The organism is Kitasatospora sp. NPDC001683 (assembly GCF_053596495.1).
The window spans coordinates 1-19,883 of record NZ_JBSFGK010000092.1; the positions used below are offsets into that span (position 1 = coordinate 1).

Genomic DNA, 19,883 nt, shown 5'->3' on the forward strand with positions numbered 1-19,883 from the left:
AGCCACGGCGACCTGGTCCGCAACAACCCCGACCAGACCATGACCATCGACCCCTGCAACCTCCAGTTCCTCTACCAGGGCAAGTCCCCCACCGCCACCGGCCCCTACGACCAACTCCCCTGGCGCCCGGGCCTGCTGACCCTCCAGCGCCGCTGACCGGTGCCCACCATCGCAGAAGGGAACCCCCCAGCCGCCGCGCGCGAAGGCGGGACCGGGGGCCGCAGCGGCACCGGTGGTGCCGCTCACCGCGACGGCGCCGGCTGCGAGCCCGACCGTGCCGACGAGCTTCAGCATGCTGCGGCGGCTCGGCCCTTGATTGCCGTGGGACTGGGTCACTGGACTTGCCTTCCGATCATCGACGCTTCCTCGTGGGAGACGCCGAAATGTGATCGCTAACACACACGCGTAGGATTGCTGCACGTCCCCGCGAAACTCGGAGTCCACCGCCCTGGGGCCCCAACCGCACATCAGCCGAGGCCCCTCCCCCGGGCGCTGATCAGCGCCCGTCGTCGCGGGCCCGCAGGGCGGCGGAAAGAGCGGGGCCGATCGGGACGAGGAGATCCACGTTCCGGTCCCGGACCGTGCCCGCCGACTCCGGACCGCCGACCCGGGTCGGCTCGTTGGCGCTCAGCTCGCGGTGCGCGGCGGCCAGGTCCCACAGGCCGAGGTCGGCGCCCGGTTCGAGTGGCGCGGCGTGGTCGATCATCGTGGAGCGGATCACCAGGGTGTCCGTGCCGACGAGGAGTTCGAGCACGCGCGCCTGGGACGGCCACTCGCACAGGCCGGAGGTGATGACGTGCCAGAAGCCGCCGCCTCCGGATCGCCCCCTCGGCGTGACCGAGTTGAGGTGCTGATGACCGGCCAGCCAGAGCACGACGTTGCCGAAGCGGTGCAACAGCGCCTCGACCTCCTCGCCGAGCACCCGCGGCAGGTCCGAGTCCGGGTGCGCCGCCTCGTCCGGCCGTTGCACGGCGTTGTCGAACCTGTCCAGTCCGTGATGCGACGCCAGGACGACCACCCGGTCCCGGTGGCCCGTGCGGACCTCGACGCCCGCCGCGTCCCGGTAGGCGGAGTGCACCTCGATCAGACTCCGCTCCAGCCAGTCCCGCTGGCGCCGGCCGATGCTGCCGGTGACGTGGCCGGCCGGGTTGGTGGAGTCGAGCACGATCACCCGCACGCCCGGGATCTCGTCGTAGCAGTAGTGGGTCCGGCCCTCGGCGAGGTCGGCCTCACTGAACCCGTGCCCGCGGGGTGTGCCCGGGCTGTCCAGGTGCGCCCGGATGTACTCGGCCTTGCCGATGAGCCGCCGGTCCGCTCGCGGCTCGATCCCCCTCGCCGGTCCACCGGCCAGCACCGTAGGGTCCGCCAGGTACGCATCGCTCGGCGCCGGGGGAAGCTCGGCGGGTGCGGCGACCGGTCGCCTGCCTCCGGTCAGCAGGTCCTGGAACTCCGGTGCGACCGGTGCCCGCCCCTGGGCGAGGCAGTCGTGGTTGCCGAAGCAGGCCAGCCAGTCGACGCCGAAGCCCTGGGCGCGGAACGGCCCGGCCGCCGCCGCAAGCAGCCCCGGCCGGTCCGGGAAGCCGTACTCCCGCTTGTACCGGTCCTGCGACTCCGGCTCCGGGTTGTAGTAATCGCCGGAGACCGTGTACGAGGGGATCGCCGCGGTCTCCCCGCTGCCCGCGACGCCGAAGGTCGGGTCGACGGTGTCGCCGCCGTGCATCAGCGCGAGGAATCCGCGCAGTTCGTTGAGCTGGGCGTTGTCAGTGTTGTCCCCGGTGGTGAGCACGAAGCGGACGGGCGCGCCCGGGTCCGACGCCAGCTTCGCCACGGTACGGGCCATCGCCTCGAACGCGTGGGTGGAGACGATCTCCTGCGGACGGTACGCCGGCACCATCCCGGCCCATCCCGCCCGGTCGGCGTACCGCTGGACGAAGTCGATCCGCCCCGGCGAGGCAAGGTCGGCGAGCTGGTAGTCGGTGACGTGTACGAACCGCAGTACGGAGGAGAGCTCCTGGGGCCGACGCACCGACAGTTCCTCGCGCACGAGGTGCGGTTCCCCTGGCGCGGGGGCGAGCCTGCGGTAGACCCGCTCACTGCCCCGGCCGAGCGCCTCGCCCGGGGCGATGGTGGCGTGGAGCGTGGTCACGACGGCATCGGTCAGTTCCGACATGGGAGTTCGGGTTTCCTGTCCTGGGAGTTCGCGATGTCCGCCGGCGACGTGGGCTGCCGCACGCGCAGGTCGACCCGCACCACGACGTCCCGCCGGGCTGGAGGGCGCCCTTCGAGGGAATCGATCAGCAGGGTGGCCGCGCGACGGCCGATCTCACGCCGGTCCACCCTCAGAGTGGTCAGCGGCGGAGCGAGAAGGCCCGCCGTGGGGAGGTCATCGTGCCCCACGACGGAGAGGTCCTCGGGCACCCGCCACCCGAGGTCAGCGGCCGCGAGATAGACGGCCTGGGCGAGATGGTCACTGTTGGTGAGGAATGCGGTGGGTCGCCGTGATGGCGGCTCGGCCGACACCCGCCCGACGGCCTCCCGGGCGGCGTCCAGGCCCAGTTCGGTCTCGACCACGCGGGCGGCGAAGCCGGATTCGCGCGCAGGCGCCCGGAACCGCTCCAGGCGCTCGGGCTCCGGATCCTTGTCCGCCGGTGCGACGACCAGCGTCAGCTCCCGATCGCCGAGTTCGACCAGATGACGGACGGCCTGCGCGACGGCCGCGGCGCCGACGCCGCGCACGCTCATCACCGCGGCGCCCGCCTGGGGCGGCGGCGCGTTGAGCAGCACCAGCGGACACCGGTAGGCCTCGGCCCAGTCGCCCACGGCCGGGCCGGTGCCGATCGGGGCGACCGCGAGGCCGTCCACCCCGCGGTCCTGGAAGGCGTGCAGCAACTCCCACTCACGGGAAGGATCGTACCGGGACGAGCCGATCATCACCTCGTAGCCGGCGGCCGCGCACGCCCCGTCGAAGCCGTCGACCACGTCGAGGAGGAACGGGTTGTGCAGGTTGCGGATCAGCAGCCCCAGTACCTGGGACCGGTGGGTGCGCAGGGCGACGGCGGTGGCGTTCGGCCGGTAGCCGAGCTCTCCGACCCCCTGGTCGCGGAGTCCGTCCGCGAAAAGGTCGCGGTCTGACGCCGTCCGGGCCGAGGGGCCCACCGGAGCGATCCGGTGGGCACCTCCTCGCCACCCCCGAGGCCGGTCCGGCGGAGGGGATCACGCTCCGCCACGGTGCGGTGTGGCGAGCACCGGCGGGAGCACCCGGCGGACGGCGGCCCGCAGGTCCTGGGAGTGGCCGTACCGGAAGACCTGCTCGTCGACGTAGACCGCGAGGAAGAAGACCAGGGCGACGCCGAGGCCGATCACGGACGGATGGGAGCCGGCGGCGGGGGCCAGGATCACGGCCATGGCCAGCCACAGGAAGACGTTCGGCGTGCTCTGAGTGATGATCAGGTCGCGACCGATCCCGGCGGCCGGACGCCGCAACCGCAGGAACGCGACGGTCAGCAGCCTCAGTCCTGCGAGCAGGGCACCGGTGGCCGCCATGACCTGGACGAGTTCCCAGGTCAGGCGCGCGGCGTCGCGGGTGTCCGCAGGGGTGAGCGCGAAGGTGGCAAGTCCGGCGACCGGCACGAGGGCGAGGCCGCCGAGCCAGTTCCAGTTGGTGCTGAGGGCGCCGGCCCGGATCGGGTCACTGCGGCGCAGTACCTGCGCCCCGAGCCCGGGCAGGAGCAGGGCGACCAGCAGGACGGCACCGTAGGTGAACAGTGCCGCGCCGAGGCCGCCGCCCGGGTGGGTTCCCCGGGGCACGGCCACGGCGAGGGCACCCAGCAGCGCCACCGGCATGACGACCGAGGCCGCCACGGTGTGCCGTACCGCGAAGAAGTAGTCGCCACCCCAGAGCAGGGACAGGGTCGGGACGATCAGGGCGGGCGGCAGCAGCAGGAACAGCCCGGCGAGTTCGAGCGGCAGGCTGCTCCCACCCCACAGCAGGGCCAGCCCGAGGACGGACCGGGCCAGGAGCAGCGGCAGGGCGGGACGTATGCTGCCCGGCGTGCCGCGGAGGGTGTGCGGGTCGACGCGCAGCAGGGTGAAGAACGTGCCGACCCCGAGCAGCAGGGTCATGGCCGTGGAGAACGCCCACGGCGGCACGCGTACGCCGACGAGCAGTTGGACGGCGACGCCGGCGCAGGCCGCGAGGGCGACCAGCAGGGGCAGCCGGATCTCGACGATCTCGCCGAGGTCGTTGACCAGCCCGGCCGCGGCCGGTGCACCGGCCGCGCGCCGCAGGTCGTCCTCGGTCAGGGGGCGGGCATTGGGGATCTTCAGATCGCGGTACCGCTCGGGGGGCAGCTCCGCGGCGGCGAGCGCGAACATCTCCACGATGTACTTGTGGGCGACGACGAGTACGGTGCGCCCGGCGTTGGACGCGGGCAGCAGCACGTCGCGGTAGTAGCCGGCGACCCGCTCGTACATCGCCCGCCAGCTCTCTCCGCCGGGCGGAAGGCCGGTGTGCGAGTGGAACGCCTCGGTGTAGCCGGCGAAGCCGATGCTCTTCTTGACCAGGCTCTTGTTGCGGCCGCTGAAGATCCCGAAGTCGCGTTCCACCAAGGCGTCGCTGACCACCAGTCGGCCGGGGCCGCGCTGCTGGCCGGCGATGACGATGTCGGCGGTGCGGCGGGCCCGGTCGAGGGTCGAGACGTGCACCTCGTCGAGGTCCAGGCCGAGCGCGGCGACCCGCCGAGCGGCCTGTTCGGCCTGGCGGACGCCGAGGTCGGTGAGCGGGGTGTCCAACTGCCCGGCGAAGCGGTTCTGTTCGTTGGCCTGGGATTCGCCGTGGCGGATGAAGTACAGGGGCATGGGCGTCCTCTACGCGTGGGAGCGATGCACGGACTTGAGGTGACCCAGTCAAAAGGCTATGAAGTTGAACCGTCAAGCAAAAATGTTAGCGTTAACGCAAGCGACACAACGGGCTCGGCGGAGCCCGTGCCTTGGAGCGCCCTGAGCGCAGGTGCTAACCGTCGGCGTGTTCGGCGTTCAGCAGCGGGTCAGCCGCACCGAGAGGCCGTCATGGGTGTACATCGGCGTCGCCCGGTACCCGGCAGCCTCGACCGTGACGCTGTCGAAGCCGCCCTGGAGCACACGCCCGCCGATCACCGGCAGCACCACGTCCTCGCCCACCTCGAGGGTGTCCGTCTGCCGCAGGACGAGCTGCGCACCGCGGCCGAGCGTCACCCGGCCCTCGACCGTCAGGGCCGGGGCGTGGCAGTGGTGGAGCGTCAGCTCCAGCCACGTCCCGGCGGGCGACTGGAGGTAGTCGCCGTGCACCCGGACGGCTCCACGCTCGGCGTCCATCCGCAGGGTGCCGCCGCGGACCTGGACGTCGCCGCGCCCGAGGGCGTCGCGGGAGCCGGCCGCGAGGACCCCGCCCGCCACCACGGTGGGGCCGGTGTAGCGGTTGGTGCCGATCAGGGTCAGCGTCCCGGTGCCGCGCTTGGTGAGGCCGCCTGGTCCGGCGATGTCGTTGCGCCAGGCGTCGGCCGTGCGGAACCCGCCGTCGGCGGCGTTCAGCTCCACCGTCACGTCCCGCTCGAACGCGCCGTAACCGTCGGCCGCGGCCAACAGGTTGAGCCGGCCCCACATCTCCGGGCCGTCCAGCAGGACGTAGCCCGAGGGCAGGGCGGTGGTGCGCAGCACCTCGCGGCGCTGGGCGGCGTCCAGGTAGGGCAGGCGGGTCTCCAGCAGGACTTCGGCGCCCTTGGGCACGGTCATCGGGACGTTCCGGCCGCTGCGGCGCAGGACGTACGTCAGCCGCGGCGTGACCTGTGCGGCGTTGGCCGCGCGCTCGGCGTACGGGGTGTCGGCGGTACGGCCCGGTGGGCGAAGGCGTACAGGGTGTCGGCGGTGCTGCCGGTCTTCGACCGGAAGTACGCGGCCGCCTGGCTGCGGGCGGCGGCCTTGAGGACGGCGTTGCGCGGATCGGCGAGGGTGGCGGCGGCGAGCGCGGTGACGAGCGTCCGGCCGCCGATGACGTCGAGCGGGGAGTGCATCCCGGCGGTGATCCGGGTGGCTGAGCTCTAAGGCCCGGGTGATCAGCTCCTGGAACGCTCGGGCACCGCGTACGCCAGGGCCAGCGCGCACAGGTGGAAGGCGTTGGTGTGACCGCTCACAAAGCCGCCGTCGTCGACCGGAGAGGTGCTCCGCTGGCGGAGCAGTTGCGGGGCGACGACGACGTCCGAGGCGTAGACCGGGTAGCCGAGGGCGTCGGTGGCGCCGGTGTCGACCACCGCGCTGTCCTCGTTGAGGCGCCAGGGCCGCGGGTAGCGGAAGGCGTACTTGGAGGGTTGCCGGAGGCGTACGGCCCGCGCAGCGTGTTGACCAGGGTGACCACCTGCCCCAGCTCCGAGTCGACGGCCCCGGGGCCGAGCGCGGAGCCGGCGGGCGCACCGGCGGGAACGGCGTCGTCGACCTTCGCGGGCGGGGTGGAGTCGGGCGCGGTGGCGATCGAGGTGACGGCCTTGGCACCCGTGCGGTACAGGTCGGCGAGCGGGTCGAGGCCGGCGATGACGGCGTAACTCTGGTGCTGGCGGTCGCAGATGAAGGCCTCCCGGGCCCGCGCCGCGGTGCGCAGGGTGGTGGTCCACACGCAGTAGCGCACGTTGGCGCGCAGCACGTCGGCCATGAGCGGCGAGCCGTCGTTCCAGGAGGCGCCGGTGTGCCAGACCCGGTTCATCCCGGTGAGGATGCGCACGGCGGCGTTCCCCTCGGGGTGAGGTCGGCCATCGTGTTGGTCGCGTAGGAGTCCACGAAGGCGGCGCCCTGGACCGGACCGGCGGGCGTGGCGGCCGCCCGCTGCGGGGCGGCCGGCAGGTTCAGGGTGGTGGGCGCGGTGAGGATGCCGACCGAGGTGGCGGCGGAGTGGCGCAGGAAGCGGCGGCGGTTCAGGGTGGGCTGGTCGGTCATCGCTGTCTTCCTGCGGTGGTGCGCCTGGCGGGCGGAGCGGTGTGCGGGAGGAAAGGGGGATCCCCGGCCCGGGTGGCGGCCCGGGCCGGGGACGTGCGGGGGGGTGCGGGGACGTTCCCGGGGTCAGCGGCGGGTGAACAGGAAGCCGAGCTTGTCGACCTCGTCGCCGGAGCGTCCCTGGAACCCGGCGAACTGCCAGCCGTCGGGCGCGGTGCGGGTCACGCAGTCGGCGGTGGTGGTGCCACCGGTCAGGGTGCGGCCGAGATTGGTGCCGAAGGAGGCGTAGAAGATGCGGGTGTGCCCGTTGTACGAGCCCTGGCAGAGGGTCGCCGAGTTCACGTACTCGCCGCTGCTCAGGGTGAGCGAGGAGGCGGTGCCGCCGGTGCCGCCGTGGGTGAGGGCGGTGCCGTCGGCGAGGGTGAGGCCGACCTGGTCGACCCGGCTGCCCGCCCGCAGGCTGATCGTGGTGGCCCGGGCGCCGGCCGGTACGCGGTCGATGTCGTCGTAGAAGTCGCCGTGCGGGCCGCCGAACTGTTCGCTCGCCAGGTAGTCGGGGTTCCGACTCCAGGTGAAGCCCACGGCGACCGGGTCGTGGTCGGAGAGCATCTTGCCCGATCCGTCCAGGAAGTCGGCGTGCTTGTTGGCGTACGAGGTGGCGGTCAGCGAGACCAGCGGGCTGCTGCGGTAGAGCACCTTGTCGACGATCTCGCAGGTGTCGGTGGGCGCGTTCTGGTCGCACAGCAGCGGGTCGGCGCCGCGGGCCGGCGCCACGCCGCCGCGCTCCAGCTGCACCCAGGCGTCGGTCAGCCGGTTGTCGGCGGCGAAGGCTGCGATGGTGTCGTCGGCCCGGGTGTAGCGGGTGTTGGTGTCACCCATCACGACGACGGCGTTCCCGGCCGAGTGGGTCCTGATGTAGCCGGTGAGCTGGGCCAGGTTGGCGGCGCGGGCGGCCTCGTCGCCGGGCTCCGTGCCCGCGTTGGCGTGGAGGTTGTAGAAGTCCACGTACACGCCCTCGGCCAGGCGGAGGCGCATAAAGGTGAAGCCCTTGGGGGTCAGGCAGTCCCCGGAGTCCAGCTGGCAGTCCTTCCACTTGACCCGCTCGAAGTCGTCGCCGTCGTAGCCGAGGCCGGACAGGGTGTTGAGGCCGCTGCCGATGCCCGCCCCACCGCTGGTCGCGGTGCGGTTCGGGTGGGAGTCGGCGGCGTACAGGAACGCGTGGTAGTTGAAGTCCTCCTGGACGTGCACGATGTCGTACGGCGCGAGCCGGGCGCCGATGGCGGTGGTGCTGCTCTGCCGCTCGGTGGAGGAGCTGTTCACCACCTGCGGGAGGCCGGCGACGTTGTAGGTCAGCGTGGAGAACGACCCGCCCTCGGCAGCGGGTTGCGCGGCCGACACCTCGGTGGCGGCTCGCGCGACCGGCGCACCCATGAGGCCGCCGAGCGCGGTCACGGCGGCGAGCGCGCCCACGAGGGCGGTGCAGGCGAAGGGCAGTCGGGGGCGGGGCTTGGACATCAGTGCTCCGATCGGAGTACGACCACGGATTCCGGTGCCCGGAGCGTAGGAGCGAACCATGAGCGCGTCAACATCGCCGATGATCCCTCATATTGCCGCTGACCTGGGAGTTTATGATGACATGCCAAGCCTCCTCAAAGGATTTTGTTAGCGTTAACAGATCGTTCACTTCTCCTCCGGCCAGCTCCCCGGGTCAGTAGCCGTAGATCAGGTTGTAGGCGACCTGCGGCAGGAACTGTCCGGCCGTCGAGCCCGCGCCGGTGCCGCAGTTGCCGTCGGACTCGCCGGGCGCCTTGATCCACAGCAGCATCTCGGCACCGCCGCCGACCTGCGTGGGCGTGCCGATCCTGCGCCCCGCCGCGTTGCACCAGTTGCCGTCGGATCCGTTGCCGTTGCGGCTGGTGTCGATGACGTACGGCTTGGTGAACCCGTTCGCCGACCGCAGGGCCGCGTTGACGGCCTTGGCGTACGCCGTGTTCTGCGCGGTGCCGATGTAGTTGGAGACGTTCAGCGAGAACCCGTGTGCCCCGCTCACCCCGGCCGCGACCAGGTGCTGGGCCATGGTCTCGGCGCTCATCCAGGCGGGGTTCCCGGCATCCAGGTAGAGCCGGGTGTTCGGGGCCTTGGCGTTGAACTGCGCGATGGCGTTGCGCAGCATCCCGTTGCGCTCGGCGATCTGGTCGGCGCTCATGCAGGTCTGGTCGCCGAGCGCGTCGGGTTCGAGGACGACCACGGCCGGCCGGTTGCCGATGCCACTGGCGAAGGCGGCGATCCAGGTGGCGTACTCGGCCGCGGAACCCGCGCCACCGCCGGACTGGCCGGCGCAGATGTCCCGGTCGGGGATGTTGTACGCCACCAGGATCGGCAGCTTGCCCTTGGCGGCGGCCGCGCCGACGTAGGCGCCGGTCGCCGTCCCGATGGTGCCGCTCCAGTTGCCGAACCAGCGCGCCGTCGGCACGTCGGCGATCGACGACCGGATGGCGGCGGCGCGGCCGTCGCCGGGGTTGGCGTTGAGCCACTGCTGTGCGGTGGATTCGGGATCCACGTAGAAGCCGCTGGTCTCAGCGGTGGGGGTGCTGACCTGGGCGGCTGCGGGCTGGACCGCGGCCGGCAGGGCGGTGAGCGCGGGTGCCATGAGCAGGGACAGCCTGCGGAGCGAACGACGCATGGTGCTTCCTCCACTTGGTGGGGGCGGGAGTGGGGGGGTGGAAGCGCTTCCAGTCTCAGGATGATTGGGTCCGCGCCGACCCGATGTCAAGGCCCTGTCATGAACTCCGCACCAACCTCAAATCAGCGGCCACAGAAGCGAACTCACGGATGTTCAGGTTGCGCGACCCTGATCGCGCCTAGTGTGGAAGCGCTTCCGGCCGACGAATGCCCCGGCGTCGGCCGACCGTCCCCGGGGCACGGGATGTCCACGGGACCACCGTCCGGGGAAATCGCCCGCCCGCGACAGGAGGATCGACGATCGCGATGGAGACGTCTCCGCGACGCCAGCCGACACTGGACGAGGTCGCCGCCCGGGCCGGAGTCTCCCGCACGGCGGCCTCCCGCGTCATCAACAACGTGCCGCACGTGAGCGCGGCCAAGCGCGCCGCGGTGGAGCGGGCGGTCCGCGAGCTCGGCTACGTGCCGAACCCGACCGCACGGGCGCTGGCGACCCGGCGCGCGGGCACGGTCGTGCTGGCGGTGTCCAGCGCCGAACCCGGACTGTTCGCCGACCCGTTCTTCGCCGAGGTGACCGTGGGCGTCGGTTCCTTCCTCGACCGGACGGACCTGGACCTGGTCCTGCTGCTGGCCGACACGCCCCGCGGCAAGGAACGCCTGCGGCGCATCCTGAGCTCCCGGCGGGCGGACGGCGTGATGCTGATGGCGGTGCGCGGCGACGACCCCCTGGGCCGGCTGGCCGAGCGGACGGACCTGCCCGTGGTCTTCGGCGGCCTGCCGTTGACGGGCACGCCCCGGTGGTACGTGGACCCGGACAACCGGGGCGGCGCCCGCCTCGCCGTCGAGCACCTGGTCCGCGGTGGACGCCGGAGCATCGCGATGATCACCGGACAGGTCGATCTCCAGGCCTCCGTCGCCCGTGAACAGGGCTTCCGCGAGGCACTGGTGCTGGCCGGTCTGTCCCCCGCCGGTGTGATCCCGGGCCACTTCACCCAGGCCGGCGGCGAGGCCGCGATGGAGCGGCTGCTCGCGGACCGTCCGGACCTCGACGCGGTGTTCACGGCCAACGACGGCATGGCGCTGGGAGCGCTGCGCGCCCTGCGCCGACTCGGCCGACGCGTCCCCGAGGACGTCGCCCTCGTCGGCTTCGACGACCTCGCCGACGCCACGTACGCCGACCCGCCACTGACGACCGTGCACCAGCCGGTGCGCGCGCTCGGGCTGGAGCTGGCCCGGATGCTCGTGGCGGTCATCGAGGGCCAGGACCCGAGCCCCCTCGTCCTGCCCACCCGCCTGACGATCCGGGAGTCCGCCCCCTCGACGTCCGGCTGATTCCACCGGAGAAAGACCGACCACGGCGGCAACCTTTCCGATCCGGGCGGCCACCAAGGGGTGCACCGACAACGGCGGGGCCGCTCCGACGGCGGTGCGGGCGTGCCGGGCGGCCACCCCGGCATAGCCTTGCCGACGACGCCCGCCCGCCCGCCCGCCGCACGGTGGCGGTGCGCGAAGCAGCAACACCCTTTCCTCGGAAGACAGTTCATGCGCGCGGTGGCCTACGACTCGTATGCCCCGGACAACTCCCGGCTGAAGTACGGCGAGGTGCCCGACCCCAAGGTCGGCCCCGGACAGGTGCTGATCGAGGTCCGGGCGGCCTCCGTCAACCCGGTGGACTGGAAGGTCATGGCAGGCGGCCTGGACGGCATGATGGACACCGTCTTCCCCGTCATTCCTGGCTGGGACGTGGCCGGGGTGGTCACCCGCACCGGCCCGGACACGCCCGAGTTCGCCCCGAGGGACGAGGTGATGGCCTACGCCCGCAAGGACGTGGTGCAGGCAGGCACCTTCGCCGAGTACGTCGCGGTGGCCGCACCCGCGGTGGCGCGCAAGCCCTCCGGGCTCGACTGGGCGCGGCGCGGCCGGAGTCCGGGACCTGGTCACCGCTCTGCCGGCGCGCGCCGACGGGAGGTTCTGGGTCGGCAGCGTCACCAAGATCGCCCTGCTACTCGACCGCCCTGCTGCGCATGGCGGACGGCAGCCGCCAGTTCGCGCTGTCCATCAACGTGTACGACGACGGTGACCCCGAGAAGTCCCTCCGGCTCCACCAGGCCCTCGTCGAGAGGGCCCTCTGCGGCAGGTGAGCGTGGACGGGCCCCGCGCCCTCGGGCTACTCCTGCTTCTCGCCGGAGGCGTAGCGGGAGATGATCAGCGCGATGATGATGATCGCGCCGTTGAGGAACTGGTTCCACAGCGGCGGGACGCCGGCGAGGGTCATCACGTTGACCACGAGCTGGAGCGTGAGGACGCCGGTGAGGGCCCCGAAGAGGGTGCCGCGGCCCCCGTTGAGGCTGACGCCGCCGATGACCGTGGCGGCGAAGACCTGGAAGATCCAGCCGTTGCCCTGGTCCGCGGAGATCGAGCCGTAGTGGCCGGTGTAGAGGATGCCGGCGAAGGCCGCGAGCAGGCCGCCGAGGGTCAGCACGGCCCAGACGATCCGGTCGACGCGGATGCCCGCCGCCCGGGCGGCCTCCGCGTTGCCGCCGATCGCGTAGAGGGCGCGGCCGTGCCGCAGCCAGGCGAGGGCGCAGCCGCCGACGAGGAAGAGCAGGGCGCAGATCCAGATCGCGGCCGGGACGCCGAGCCAGCTCGCGCCGCCGAGGTAGCGGAAGGACTCGGGCACGTTGACGATGGACTGGCCCTGGGAGACGGCGACTTGGAGGCCGCGGAGCAGCGTGAGCGCGCCGAGGGTGACGATGAAGCCGTTGAGGCGCAGCTTGAGGATGAGGAAGCCGTTGATCGCGCCGATGAGCGCGCCGACCAGCAGGCACAAGGGGATGGCGCTCCACTCGGGGAACAGTCCGAGGCCGTTGAAACGGGCGCCGTGGTCGGGCAGGACCAGCCAGACGGCGATCACCGGGGCGACGCCGATGGTGGACTCCAGGGAGAGGTCCATCCGCCCGGCGATCAGGATGAGCGCCTCGGCGAGGACCAGCAGGCTCAGCTCGGTGGCTTGCTGGCCGACGCCGAGGAGGTTGTCGGAGGTGAGGAAGGCGGGCGAGACGATGAAGCCGATGACGCCGAGCACCAGCAGGACCGGGACGAGCGACAGGTCGCGGTAGCGGGCGAGGTCGAAGCGGCGACCGGCGCGGGCGGCGACCGCCGCGCCCGGAAGGTCGGGGAGCTCAGTGGTGGGAGTCATGGTTTTTCCTTCGGGTGGGTCGGGCCGGTCATGCCCTCCATGGCCGCGACCAGGTGTTCATCGCTCCAGCCGGCGTCGAACTCGGCGACGACGCGGCCGTGGAACATGGCCAGCACGCGATCGCAGACCCGCAGGTCATCGAGTTCGTCGGAGACGATCAGGGCGGTCCTGCCGTCGTCGGCGACCTGGCGGACGGCGCCGAGCAGTGACTCCTTGGACTTGATGTCGACGCCGTTGGTCGGGCGGATGGCGACCAGGACGTGGGGCCGGGTGGCGAGCGCGCGGGCGATGACGACCTTCTGCTGGTTGCCGCCGGACAGCGCGGCGACCGGGGTGACCGGTCCGGGGGTCTTGATGTCGAGGTCGTCGATCATGCGCCGGGCGAAGGCACGGGTTCGCGAGGGCAGGACGGTGCCGAACGGGCCGAGCTGGTCGGTGACGGTGAGGGTGGCGTTCTCCGCGACGCTGCGCTGGGGCACCAGGCCCTGGACGTGCCGGTCCTCGGGGACGAAGCCGATGCCGGCCGCGAGTGCGGCGGGCACCTTTCCGGTGCGCACCGGGCGCCCGGCGACGCTGACCGTCCCGGCCTGCGGTCGGTGCAGGCCCGCGAGGGTCTCGCCGAGCTGCACGTTTCCGCTGGCGGCGGCTCCGGCCAGGCCGACCACCTCGCCGGGGCGGGCGGTCAGGTCGATGTCGTGGTAGTGGCCGGCCAGGCTGAGGCCGGTGACGTCGAGCAGCGGCGGGCCCTCCGGGAGCGCTCGGCCGGTCACCGACCAGCTGGGCTCGGTGCCGCGGGAGGTCTCGCCGGTCATCGCCTCCACCAGGGCCTGCTGGTCGAGGTCGGCGACCGGGGCGGTGACGATGTGCCGGGCGTCGCGGTAGACCGTGACGGTGCTGCAGAGCTCGTAGACCTCCTGGAGGTGGTGCGAGATGAACAGGAAGGCCACGCCCTGGCGTTGCAGCTCGTGCAGTTTCTCGAAGAGCCGGCCGATTCCGCGGGCGTCGAGCTTGGCGGTGGGCTCGTCCAGGATGATGAAGCGGGCGCCGAAGGACAGCGCCCGGGCGATCTCCACGAACTGGCGCTGCTCGACGGTGAGGTCCTCGGCGCGGGCCGTCGGATCGACGTCCACGCCGTACTCGGCGAGCAGTTCGCCGGCGCGCGAACGCAGTCGCTTCCAGCCGATCGGACGCAGCGCACCGGAGCTCTGCCGGTCCAGGCGGTGTCTGTTCAAGAACAGGTTCTCGGCGACGGTCAGCGCCGGGATGACGGTGGAGCGCTGGTAGACGCAGGCGACCCGGGAGCGCCAGGCGTCGGTGTCGCCGCGGGCGGGGGCGGGTTCGCCGTCGAAGCGCAGGGTGCCGGTGTCGGGGTTCTGCAGTCCGGTGAGGATCGAGACGAGGGTGGATTTGCCCGCTCCGTTCCGGCCGACCAGGGCGTGTGCCTCGCCGGGGGCGACGGAGATGCGGGCGTCGCTGAGCGCGACGGTGGCGCCGAAGCGCTTGCTGATCCCGTCGGCCTCGACGACGGGGCCCCGGACGGGGCTGGGGTCCGCCATGGCGGCGTGTCCTCTCCATGGGCCCCATGAGCGGGCGGCTTCGGTCAGGGCTCCGCCGGCCCACTCACGGGGGCTCTGGTCACTTGCCGACGTTGTTGCCCCAGAGGGACTTGTCGTCGACGTTGTCCTTGGTCACCAGTGGCGCGGGGAGCTGGTCCTCCAGGCCGTTGGGCAGGGAGATGATGGTGGACTGGTGGTCGGTGGGGCCGGGCTGGAAGGTCTTGCCCTCGGTGGCGGCCTGCGCGTAGCTGAGCGCGTACTTGGCGTAGAGGTCGGCGGGCTGGGAGACGGTGGCGTCGATGTCGCCCTTGCGGATGGCGTCGAGCTCCTGCGGGATGCCGTCGTTGGAGACGATGGCGATGTGCCCCGGCCGGCCGGCCGGCTTGAGCAGGCCCTTCTGCTGGAGCAGGGCGAGGGTCGGCTGGAGGAAGGCGCCGCCGGCCTGCAGGTAGATGCCGCCGAGGTCGGCGTTGGCGGCCAGCGTGGACTGGAGCTTCGCGGAGGCGACGTCCCCCTTCCAGTCGGTGGCCAGCTCGATCACCTGGATGTCGGGGAACTTCTCCTTCATGCAGGCGGCGAAGGCCTCGGAGCGGTCGCGGCCGTTGATGGAGCTCAGCGCGCCCTGGAGTTCGGCGACCTTGCCCTTGCCGCCGAGCTGCTTCCCGAGGAATTCGCAGGCCTTGGTGCCGTAGGCCTTGTTGTCGGCGCGGACCACCATGTAGACGTCGCCCTTGTCGGGACGGGTGTCGACGCTGATGACCGGGATCTTCTTGGCGGCCAGCTGGTCGAGGGTGGAGGCGATCGCGCCGGTGTCCTGCGGAGCCATGACGACGGCCTTGGCGCCGGTGTTCTGGAAGACCTGGACGTTGGCGGCCAGCTTGGTCACGTCGTTCTGCGAGTTGCTGACCGGCAGGGTGTTCAGCCCCTGGGAGGAGGCGTCCTGCTTGACGTACTGCGCGTAGGAGTTCCAGAAGTCGGAGTCCGCACGGGGCAGGTCGATGCCGATGGCCGCCTTGCCGCCGCCGGATCCGGCGGAGGTCGAGTCGCTGCCGCGGTTGCAGGCCGTGGCGAACCCCGCCAGGACGGCCACGGTGGCGGCCGTGGCCGCGATTCTGGAGGAGTGGAGCTTCATTGCTGGTCTCCTTGGCTGGGAAGGCCGGCGCCCTTGCGGGGCGGGGTGGGAGGCGGATCACAGAGAAAGCGACCGGGCATCCGGCAGAAGACATCGGATGGCTTGTGGTGCCGAGGACTCTACGAGCCGGGTATCCGACTGACAAGAGGAAAGCTCGGACGATTCCCAACCCGTGATTCCCGGTCAGCGAAGCGGTCAGACCGCTGACTCACCGACCTCTCGACCTGCACCGTCGAGCTATTCGACGGGTAAACATCGGAGGAATCCTTGCGAGGCCCGAGACTGTCCTCGTATGGTCATGGCACCGCGGATACATCCGATGTGTTGATAGGAGCCACCAGATGAAGCTGCTGCGACTCGGCGAACCCGGAGCGGAGACTCCGGCGGTCCGCGGCAAGGACGGCGCGACCTTCGCCCTCACGGGCCTGACCGACGACATCGACGGCGCCTTCCTCGCCTCCGGTGGGATCGGCCGCGTCCGGGCCGCCCTGGCGGTAGGTTCGCTGCCCGCCCTGGACCCGACCGGTCTGCGGGTCGGGGCGCCCCTCGCCCGTCCGGGCAAGGTGGTCTGCATCGGCCTCAACTACCGCGACCACGCCGAGGAGACGGGGGCGGCCGTTCCCGAGCGGCCGGTGGTCTTCATGAAGGACCCGTCCACCGTCGTCGGCCCCTTCGACTCCGTGCTGATCCCGCGCGGCTCGGTGAAGACCGACTGGGAGGTGGAACTCGCCGTCGTCATCGGCCGGGAAGCCCGCTACCTCGCCGACCCGGCGGAGGCGGCGGGGTGCATCGGGGGTTACGCCATCAGCAACGACGTCTCCGAGCGGGAGTTCCAGCTGGAGTTCTCCGCCCAGTGGGACATCGGCAAGTCGTGCGAGAGCTTCAACCCGCTCGGCCCCTGGCTGGTCACCCCGGACGAGGCGGGCGACCCGCAGGACCTGGGACTGCGCCTGACCGTCAACGGCGAGCCGCGCCAGGACGGCAGCACCAAGAACATGGTCTTCGACGTCCACTACCTGGTCTGGTACCTGAGCCAGTACATGGTGCTGCGCCCCGGCGACGTCATCAACACCGGCACCCCGGCCGGCGTGGCCCTGGGCCTGCCCGGCACCCCCTACCTGCGCGCGGGCGACAGCGTCGAGCTGACCATCGACGGCCTCGGCACCCAGCGCCAGACCTTCCGCAACGCGTGAAAGGCACTCCCTTGTCCGCAACCACTGCGCGGATCACCGCCGTCGACACCTATGACGTCCGCTTCCCCACCTCGCGGGAGCTGGACGGGTCCGACGCGATGAACCCGGACCCCGACTACTCCGCCGCCTACGTCGTCCTGCGGACCTCCGACGGCGGCCACGAGGGCCACGGCTTCACCTTCACCATCGGACGCGGCAACGACGTCCAGGTGGCCGCCATCGACGCGCTCCGCCCGCACGTCGTCGGACGCCCGGTCGACGAGCTGTGCGCCGACCCCGGCTCGCTCTACCACGACCTGATCGGCGACAGCCAACTGCGCTGGCTGGGCCCGGAGAAGGGCGTGATGCACATGGCCATCGGGGCCGTCGTCAACGCCGTCTGGGACCTCGCTGCCAAGCAGCAGGGCAAGCCGCTGTGGCAGCTGCTCGCCGACGCCGACCCCGAATGGCTCGTCTCCCAGATCGACTTCCGCTACATCGCCGACGCCCTCACGCCCGCGGAGGCGCTGGAGCTGCTGCGGCGCGGGAAGCAGGGCGCGGACGAGCGCGCCGCGACGCTGCTCCAGCGGGGCTACCCCGCCTACACCACCTCCCCGGGCTGGCTGGGCTACGACGACGAGAAGCTCACCCGCCTCGCCCGTGCGGCCGTCTCGGACGGCTTCCGGCAGATCAAGCTCAAGGTGGGCGCCGACCTGGCGGACGACATCCGCCGCTGCCGGGCCGCCCGCGCCGCCGTCGGGCCTGACATCCGGATGGCCATCGACGCCAACCAGCGCTGGAACGTGGCCGAGGCCGTCGAATGGACCAAGGCGCTCGCGGAGTTCGCCCCGTACTGGATCGAGGAGCCCACCAGCCCCGACGACGTCCTGGGGCACGCGACGATCCGGCGGCAGGTCAGCCCGGTGAAGGTCGCCACCGGCGAGCACGTGCAGAACCGCATCGTCTTCAAGCAGCTGCTCCAGGCCGGCGCCATCGACGTCCTCCAGCTGGACTCGGCCCGGGTCGGCGGCGTCAACGAGAACCTCGCCATCCTGCTGCTCGCCGCCAAGTTCGGCGTCCCGGTCTGCCCGCACGCCGGCGGCGTGGGCCTGTGCGAACTCGTCCAGCACCTGTCCATGTTCGACTTCGTCGCCCTCACCGGCACCACCGAGGACCGCGTCATCGAGTTCGTCGACCACCTCCACGAGCACTTCCTCGACCCGGTGGTGATCACCGACGGCCACTACCGGGCCCCGACCCTGCCGGGATTCTCGGCCGCCATGCACCAGACTTCACTCGACACCTACCAGTACCCCCACGGCTCCTTCTGGGCCGAGGAGCTGGCCCAGAAGGAGGCGACCGCATGACGGCCGCTGAACTCGACGGACTCACGGCGGTCGTCACAGGCGGCGCCTCCGGGATCGGTCTGGCCACCGCCACCCTGCTCGCCGAGCGCGGCGCGCGGGTGGCCGTCCTGGACCTCGACCCGTCGGCGGTGCCGGAGCCGCTGCTCGGCTTCACCGCCGACGTCTCCGACGACGCCTCGGTGTCCGGCGCCGTCGAGGCGGCGGCCGAGGCGCTCGGCGGGATCGACATCCTGGTCAACAACGCGGGCATCGGCGCGATCGGGACCGTCGCGGACAACCCGGACGAGCAGTGGCTCCGCGTCCTCGACGTCAACCTCGTCGGCGTCGTCCGCACCACCCGCGCCGCCCTGCCGCACCTGCGCCGCTCCACCCGGGCCTCGGTGGTCAACCTTGGCTCCATCGTCGTCACCACCGGTCTGCCGCAGCGCGCGCTGTACGCGGCGAGCAAGGGCGCCGTGCACTCGCTCACCCTGTCCATGGCCGCCGACCACGTCCGCGAGGGCATCCGGGTCAACTGCGTCAGCCCCGGCACCGTGGACACCCCCTGGGTCGGCCGGCTGTTGGACGCCGCCGACGACCCGGCCGCCGAACGCGCCGCGCTGAACGCCCGTCAACCGCACGGGCGCCTGGTCACCCCCGAGGAGGTGGCCGCCGCCATCGCCTACCTGGTCTCCCCGGCCGCCGGCAGCACCACCGGCATGACCCTCCAGGTCGACGGCGGGATGGCGAACCTGCGACTGCGGCCGCAGGCCCGCTCGTGACCGCGCGCCGCCGGCCTCTGGGGCACAGCACGGTGCAGGTCGGTGAACTCGCCTTCGGCGCGGCGGGCATCGGCAACCTGTTCACCCCGGTCACCGACGCCGAGGCCGAAGCAGCCGTCGCGGCCGCCTGGGAGTCGGGCGTGCGGTACTTCGACACCGCCCCGCACTACGGCCTGGGCCTGTCCGAGCGCCGGCTCGGACAGGCCCTGCGCCACCGCCCCAGGGAGGAGTACGTCCTCTCCACCAAGGTCGGCCGACTGCTCCGCCCGGCCCCGGAGTCCCGCGGCGACGACCTCGCCAACGGCTTCGCCGTGCCCGCCACCCACCGCCGGGTCTGGGACTTCAGCGCCGTGGGCGTCCGGCGCTCGATCGAGGACAGCCTGGAACGGCTCGGGCTGGACCGGATCGACGTCGTCTACCTGCACGACCCCGACGACCACGCGGACCAGGCGATCTCCGAGGCGTACCCCGAGCTGGCGCGGCTGCGTGCCGAAGGGATGGTCGGCGCGATCGGCGTCGGGATGAACCAGGCGGAGCTGCTCGTCCGCTTCATCCGCGAGACCGATCTCGACACCGTCCTGCTGGCCGGCCGCTACAGCCTGCTCGACCAGCGCGGACTCACCGAACTGCTGCCGCTGGCCGCCGACCGCGGCGTCGGTGTCGTCATCGGCGGCGTCTTCAACTCCGGCCTGCTCGCCGACCCACGGCCCGGCGCCACGTTCGACTACGCCCCCGCGCCCGAGGAGTTGCTCGCCCGCGCCCTCGACCTCAAGGCCGTCTGCGAGGAGCACGGCGTGCCGCTGCGCGCCGCGGCGCTGCGCTTCCCGTTCGGGCACCCCGCCGTGGCGAGCGTGCTGGTCGGCACCCGCAGCGCCGCAGAGGTCCGGGACGCCGCCGCCATGCTCCGCCACCGCGTGCCGGACGAGCTGTGGGCGGAACTCAAGGAGCGCGGGCTGCTGCCGCCGGACGTCCCGACCCCACAAAAGGCGCACTGATGCGCGTCGCGCTGTTCATCACCTGCTTCAACGACACCGTGTTCCCCGGGACCGGCCGTGCC

General features: G+C 72.0%; 14 protein-coding genes and 2 pseudogenes. 7 read left to right on the top strand and 9 right to left on the bottom strand.

All coding sequences use genetic code 11. The features are described from left to right. A partial coding sequence (locus ACWCYO_RS33095) for a non-reducing end alpha-L-arabinofuranosidase family hydrolase (protein WP_449786300.1) occupies positions 1-156 on the top strand: 156 nt, incomplete at its 5' end. Positions 157-496: 340 nt separating this feature from the next. Here the strand turns inward: ACWCYO_RS33095 and ACWCYO_RS33100 are convergent. The 6 genes and pseudogenes from ACWCYO_RS33100 to ACWCYO_RS33125 all read right to left on the bottom strand — a co-directional run bounded on the left by ACWCYO_RS33100 (position 497) and on the right by ACWCYO_RS33125 (position 9,640). Next, positions 497-2,170: a metallophosphoesterase family protein gene (locus ACWCYO_RS33100; protein WP_270140145.1), complete on the bottom strand. Its 1,674-nt coding sequence runs from the start codon at positions 2,168-2,170 to the stop codon at positions 497-499. Next, positions 2,158-3,156: a LacI family DNA-binding transcriptional regulator gene (locus tag ACWCYO_RS33105; RefSeq protein WP_449786287.1), complete on the bottom strand. Its 999-nt coding sequence runs from the start codon at positions 3,154-3,156 to the stop codon at positions 2,158-2,160. The genes ACWCYO_RS33100 and ACWCYO_RS33105 overlap by 13 nt, the downstream gene beginning before the upstream one ends. A gap of 57 nt (positions 3,157-3,213) precedes the next feature. After that, positions 3,214-4,857 (bottom strand): histidine phosphatase family protein, encoded by a 1,644-nt coding sequence (locus ACWCYO_RS33110; protein ID WP_449786288.1) that lies wholly within the window; start codon positions 4,855-4,857, stop codon positions 3,214-3,216. A 177-nt stretch (positions 4,858-5,034) separates the two neighbouring features. After that, positions 5,035-6,960, bottom strand: a pseudogene (locus ACWCYO_RS33115) (phosphatase PAP2 family protein). Between the two features lie 123 nt (positions 6,961-7,083). Further along, positions 7,084-8,388: a jacalin-like lectin gene (locus ACWCYO_RS33120; RefSeq protein ID WP_449786301.1), complete on the bottom strand. Its 1,305-nt coding sequence runs from the start codon at positions 8,386-8,388 to the stop codon at positions 7,084-7,086. A 277-nt stretch (positions 8,389-8,665) separates the two neighbouring features. Continuing rightward, positions 8,666-9,640, bottom strand: coding sequence for a glycoside hydrolase family 6 protein (locus tag ACWCYO_RS33125; RefSeq protein WP_449786289.1), 975 nt, complete (start codon positions 9,638-9,640; stop codon positions 8,666-8,668). A gap of 305 nt (positions 9,641-9,945) precedes the next feature. On the opposite strand from ACWCYO_RS33125, the gene ACWCYO_RS33130 reads away from it, so the two are divergent. After that, a complete protein-coding gene (locus tag ACWCYO_RS33130; RefSeq protein ID WP_449786290.1) occupies positions 9,946-10,971 on the top strand; it encodes a LacI family DNA-binding transcriptional regulator in 1,026 nt (341 codons plus the stop codon). A gap of 210 nt (positions 10,972-11,181) precedes the next feature. Further along, positions 11,182-11,520: pseudogene (locus ACWCYO_RS33135) on the top strand (alcohol dehydrogenase catalytic domain-containing protein); the annotation flags it as partial. Positions 11,521-11,806: 286 nt separating this feature from the next. Here the strand turns inward: ACWCYO_RS33135 and ACWCYO_RS33140 are convergent. From ACWCYO_RS33140 to ACWCYO_RS33150, 3 genes are all read right to left on the bottom strand, one after another. Then, positions 11,807-12,838 (bottom strand): ABC transporter permease, encoded by a 1,032-nt coding sequence (locus tag ACWCYO_RS33140; RefSeq protein ID WP_270140155.1) that lies wholly within the window; start codon positions 12,836-12,838, stop codon positions 11,807-11,809. After that, entirely contained in the window at positions 12,835-14,394 is a 1,560-nt protein-coding gene (locus ACWCYO_RS33145) for a sugar ABC transporter ATP-binding protein (protein WP_449786291.1), read from the bottom strand. Before ACWCYO_RS33145 ends, ACWCYO_RS33140 begins: the two co-directional genes overlap by 4 nt. Before the next feature lie 79 nt (positions 14,395-14,473). Next, on the bottom strand, positions 14,474-15,526 hold the full coding sequence (locus ACWCYO_RS33150; protein ID WP_449786292.1) for a sugar ABC transporter substrate-binding protein: 1,053 nt from the start codon (positions 15,524-15,526) through the stop codon (positions 14,474-14,476). 341 nt (positions 15,527-15,867) lie between these two features. Here ACWCYO_RS33150 and ACWCYO_RS33155 point away from each other — a divergent pair, with 341 nt between their 5' ends. Genes ACWCYO_RS33155 through ACWCYO_RS33170 form a run of 4 tightly spaced genes read left to right on the top strand, consistent with a single transcriptional unit; the run spans position 15,868 to position 19,821 of the window. Next, entirely contained in the window at positions 15,868-16,719 is an 852-nt protein-coding gene (locus ACWCYO_RS33155; protein WP_270140160.1) for a fumarylacetoacetate hydrolase family protein, read from the top strand. Between the two features lie 11 nt (positions 16,720-16,730). Further along, positions 16,731-18,065, top strand: coding sequence for an L-fuconate dehydratase (locus tag ACWCYO_RS33160; RefSeq protein WP_270140162.1), 1,335 nt, complete (start codon positions 16,731-16,733; stop codon positions 18,063-18,065). Beyond that, a complete protein-coding gene (locus ACWCYO_RS33165) occupies positions 18,062-18,826 on the top strand; it encodes an SDR family NAD(P)-dependent oxidoreductase (protein WP_270140164.1) in 765 nt (254 codons plus the stop codon). Before ACWCYO_RS33160 ends, ACWCYO_RS33165 begins: the two co-directional genes overlap by 4 nt. Continuing rightward, positions 18,823-19,821 (top strand): aldo/keto reductase, encoded by a 999-nt coding sequence (locus ACWCYO_RS33170; RefSeq protein WP_449786293.1) that lies wholly within the window; start codon positions 18,823-18,825, stop codon positions 19,819-19,821. Before ACWCYO_RS33165 ends, ACWCYO_RS33170 begins: the two co-directional genes overlap by 4 nt. Positions 19,822-19,883: the final 62 nt, after the last annotated feature.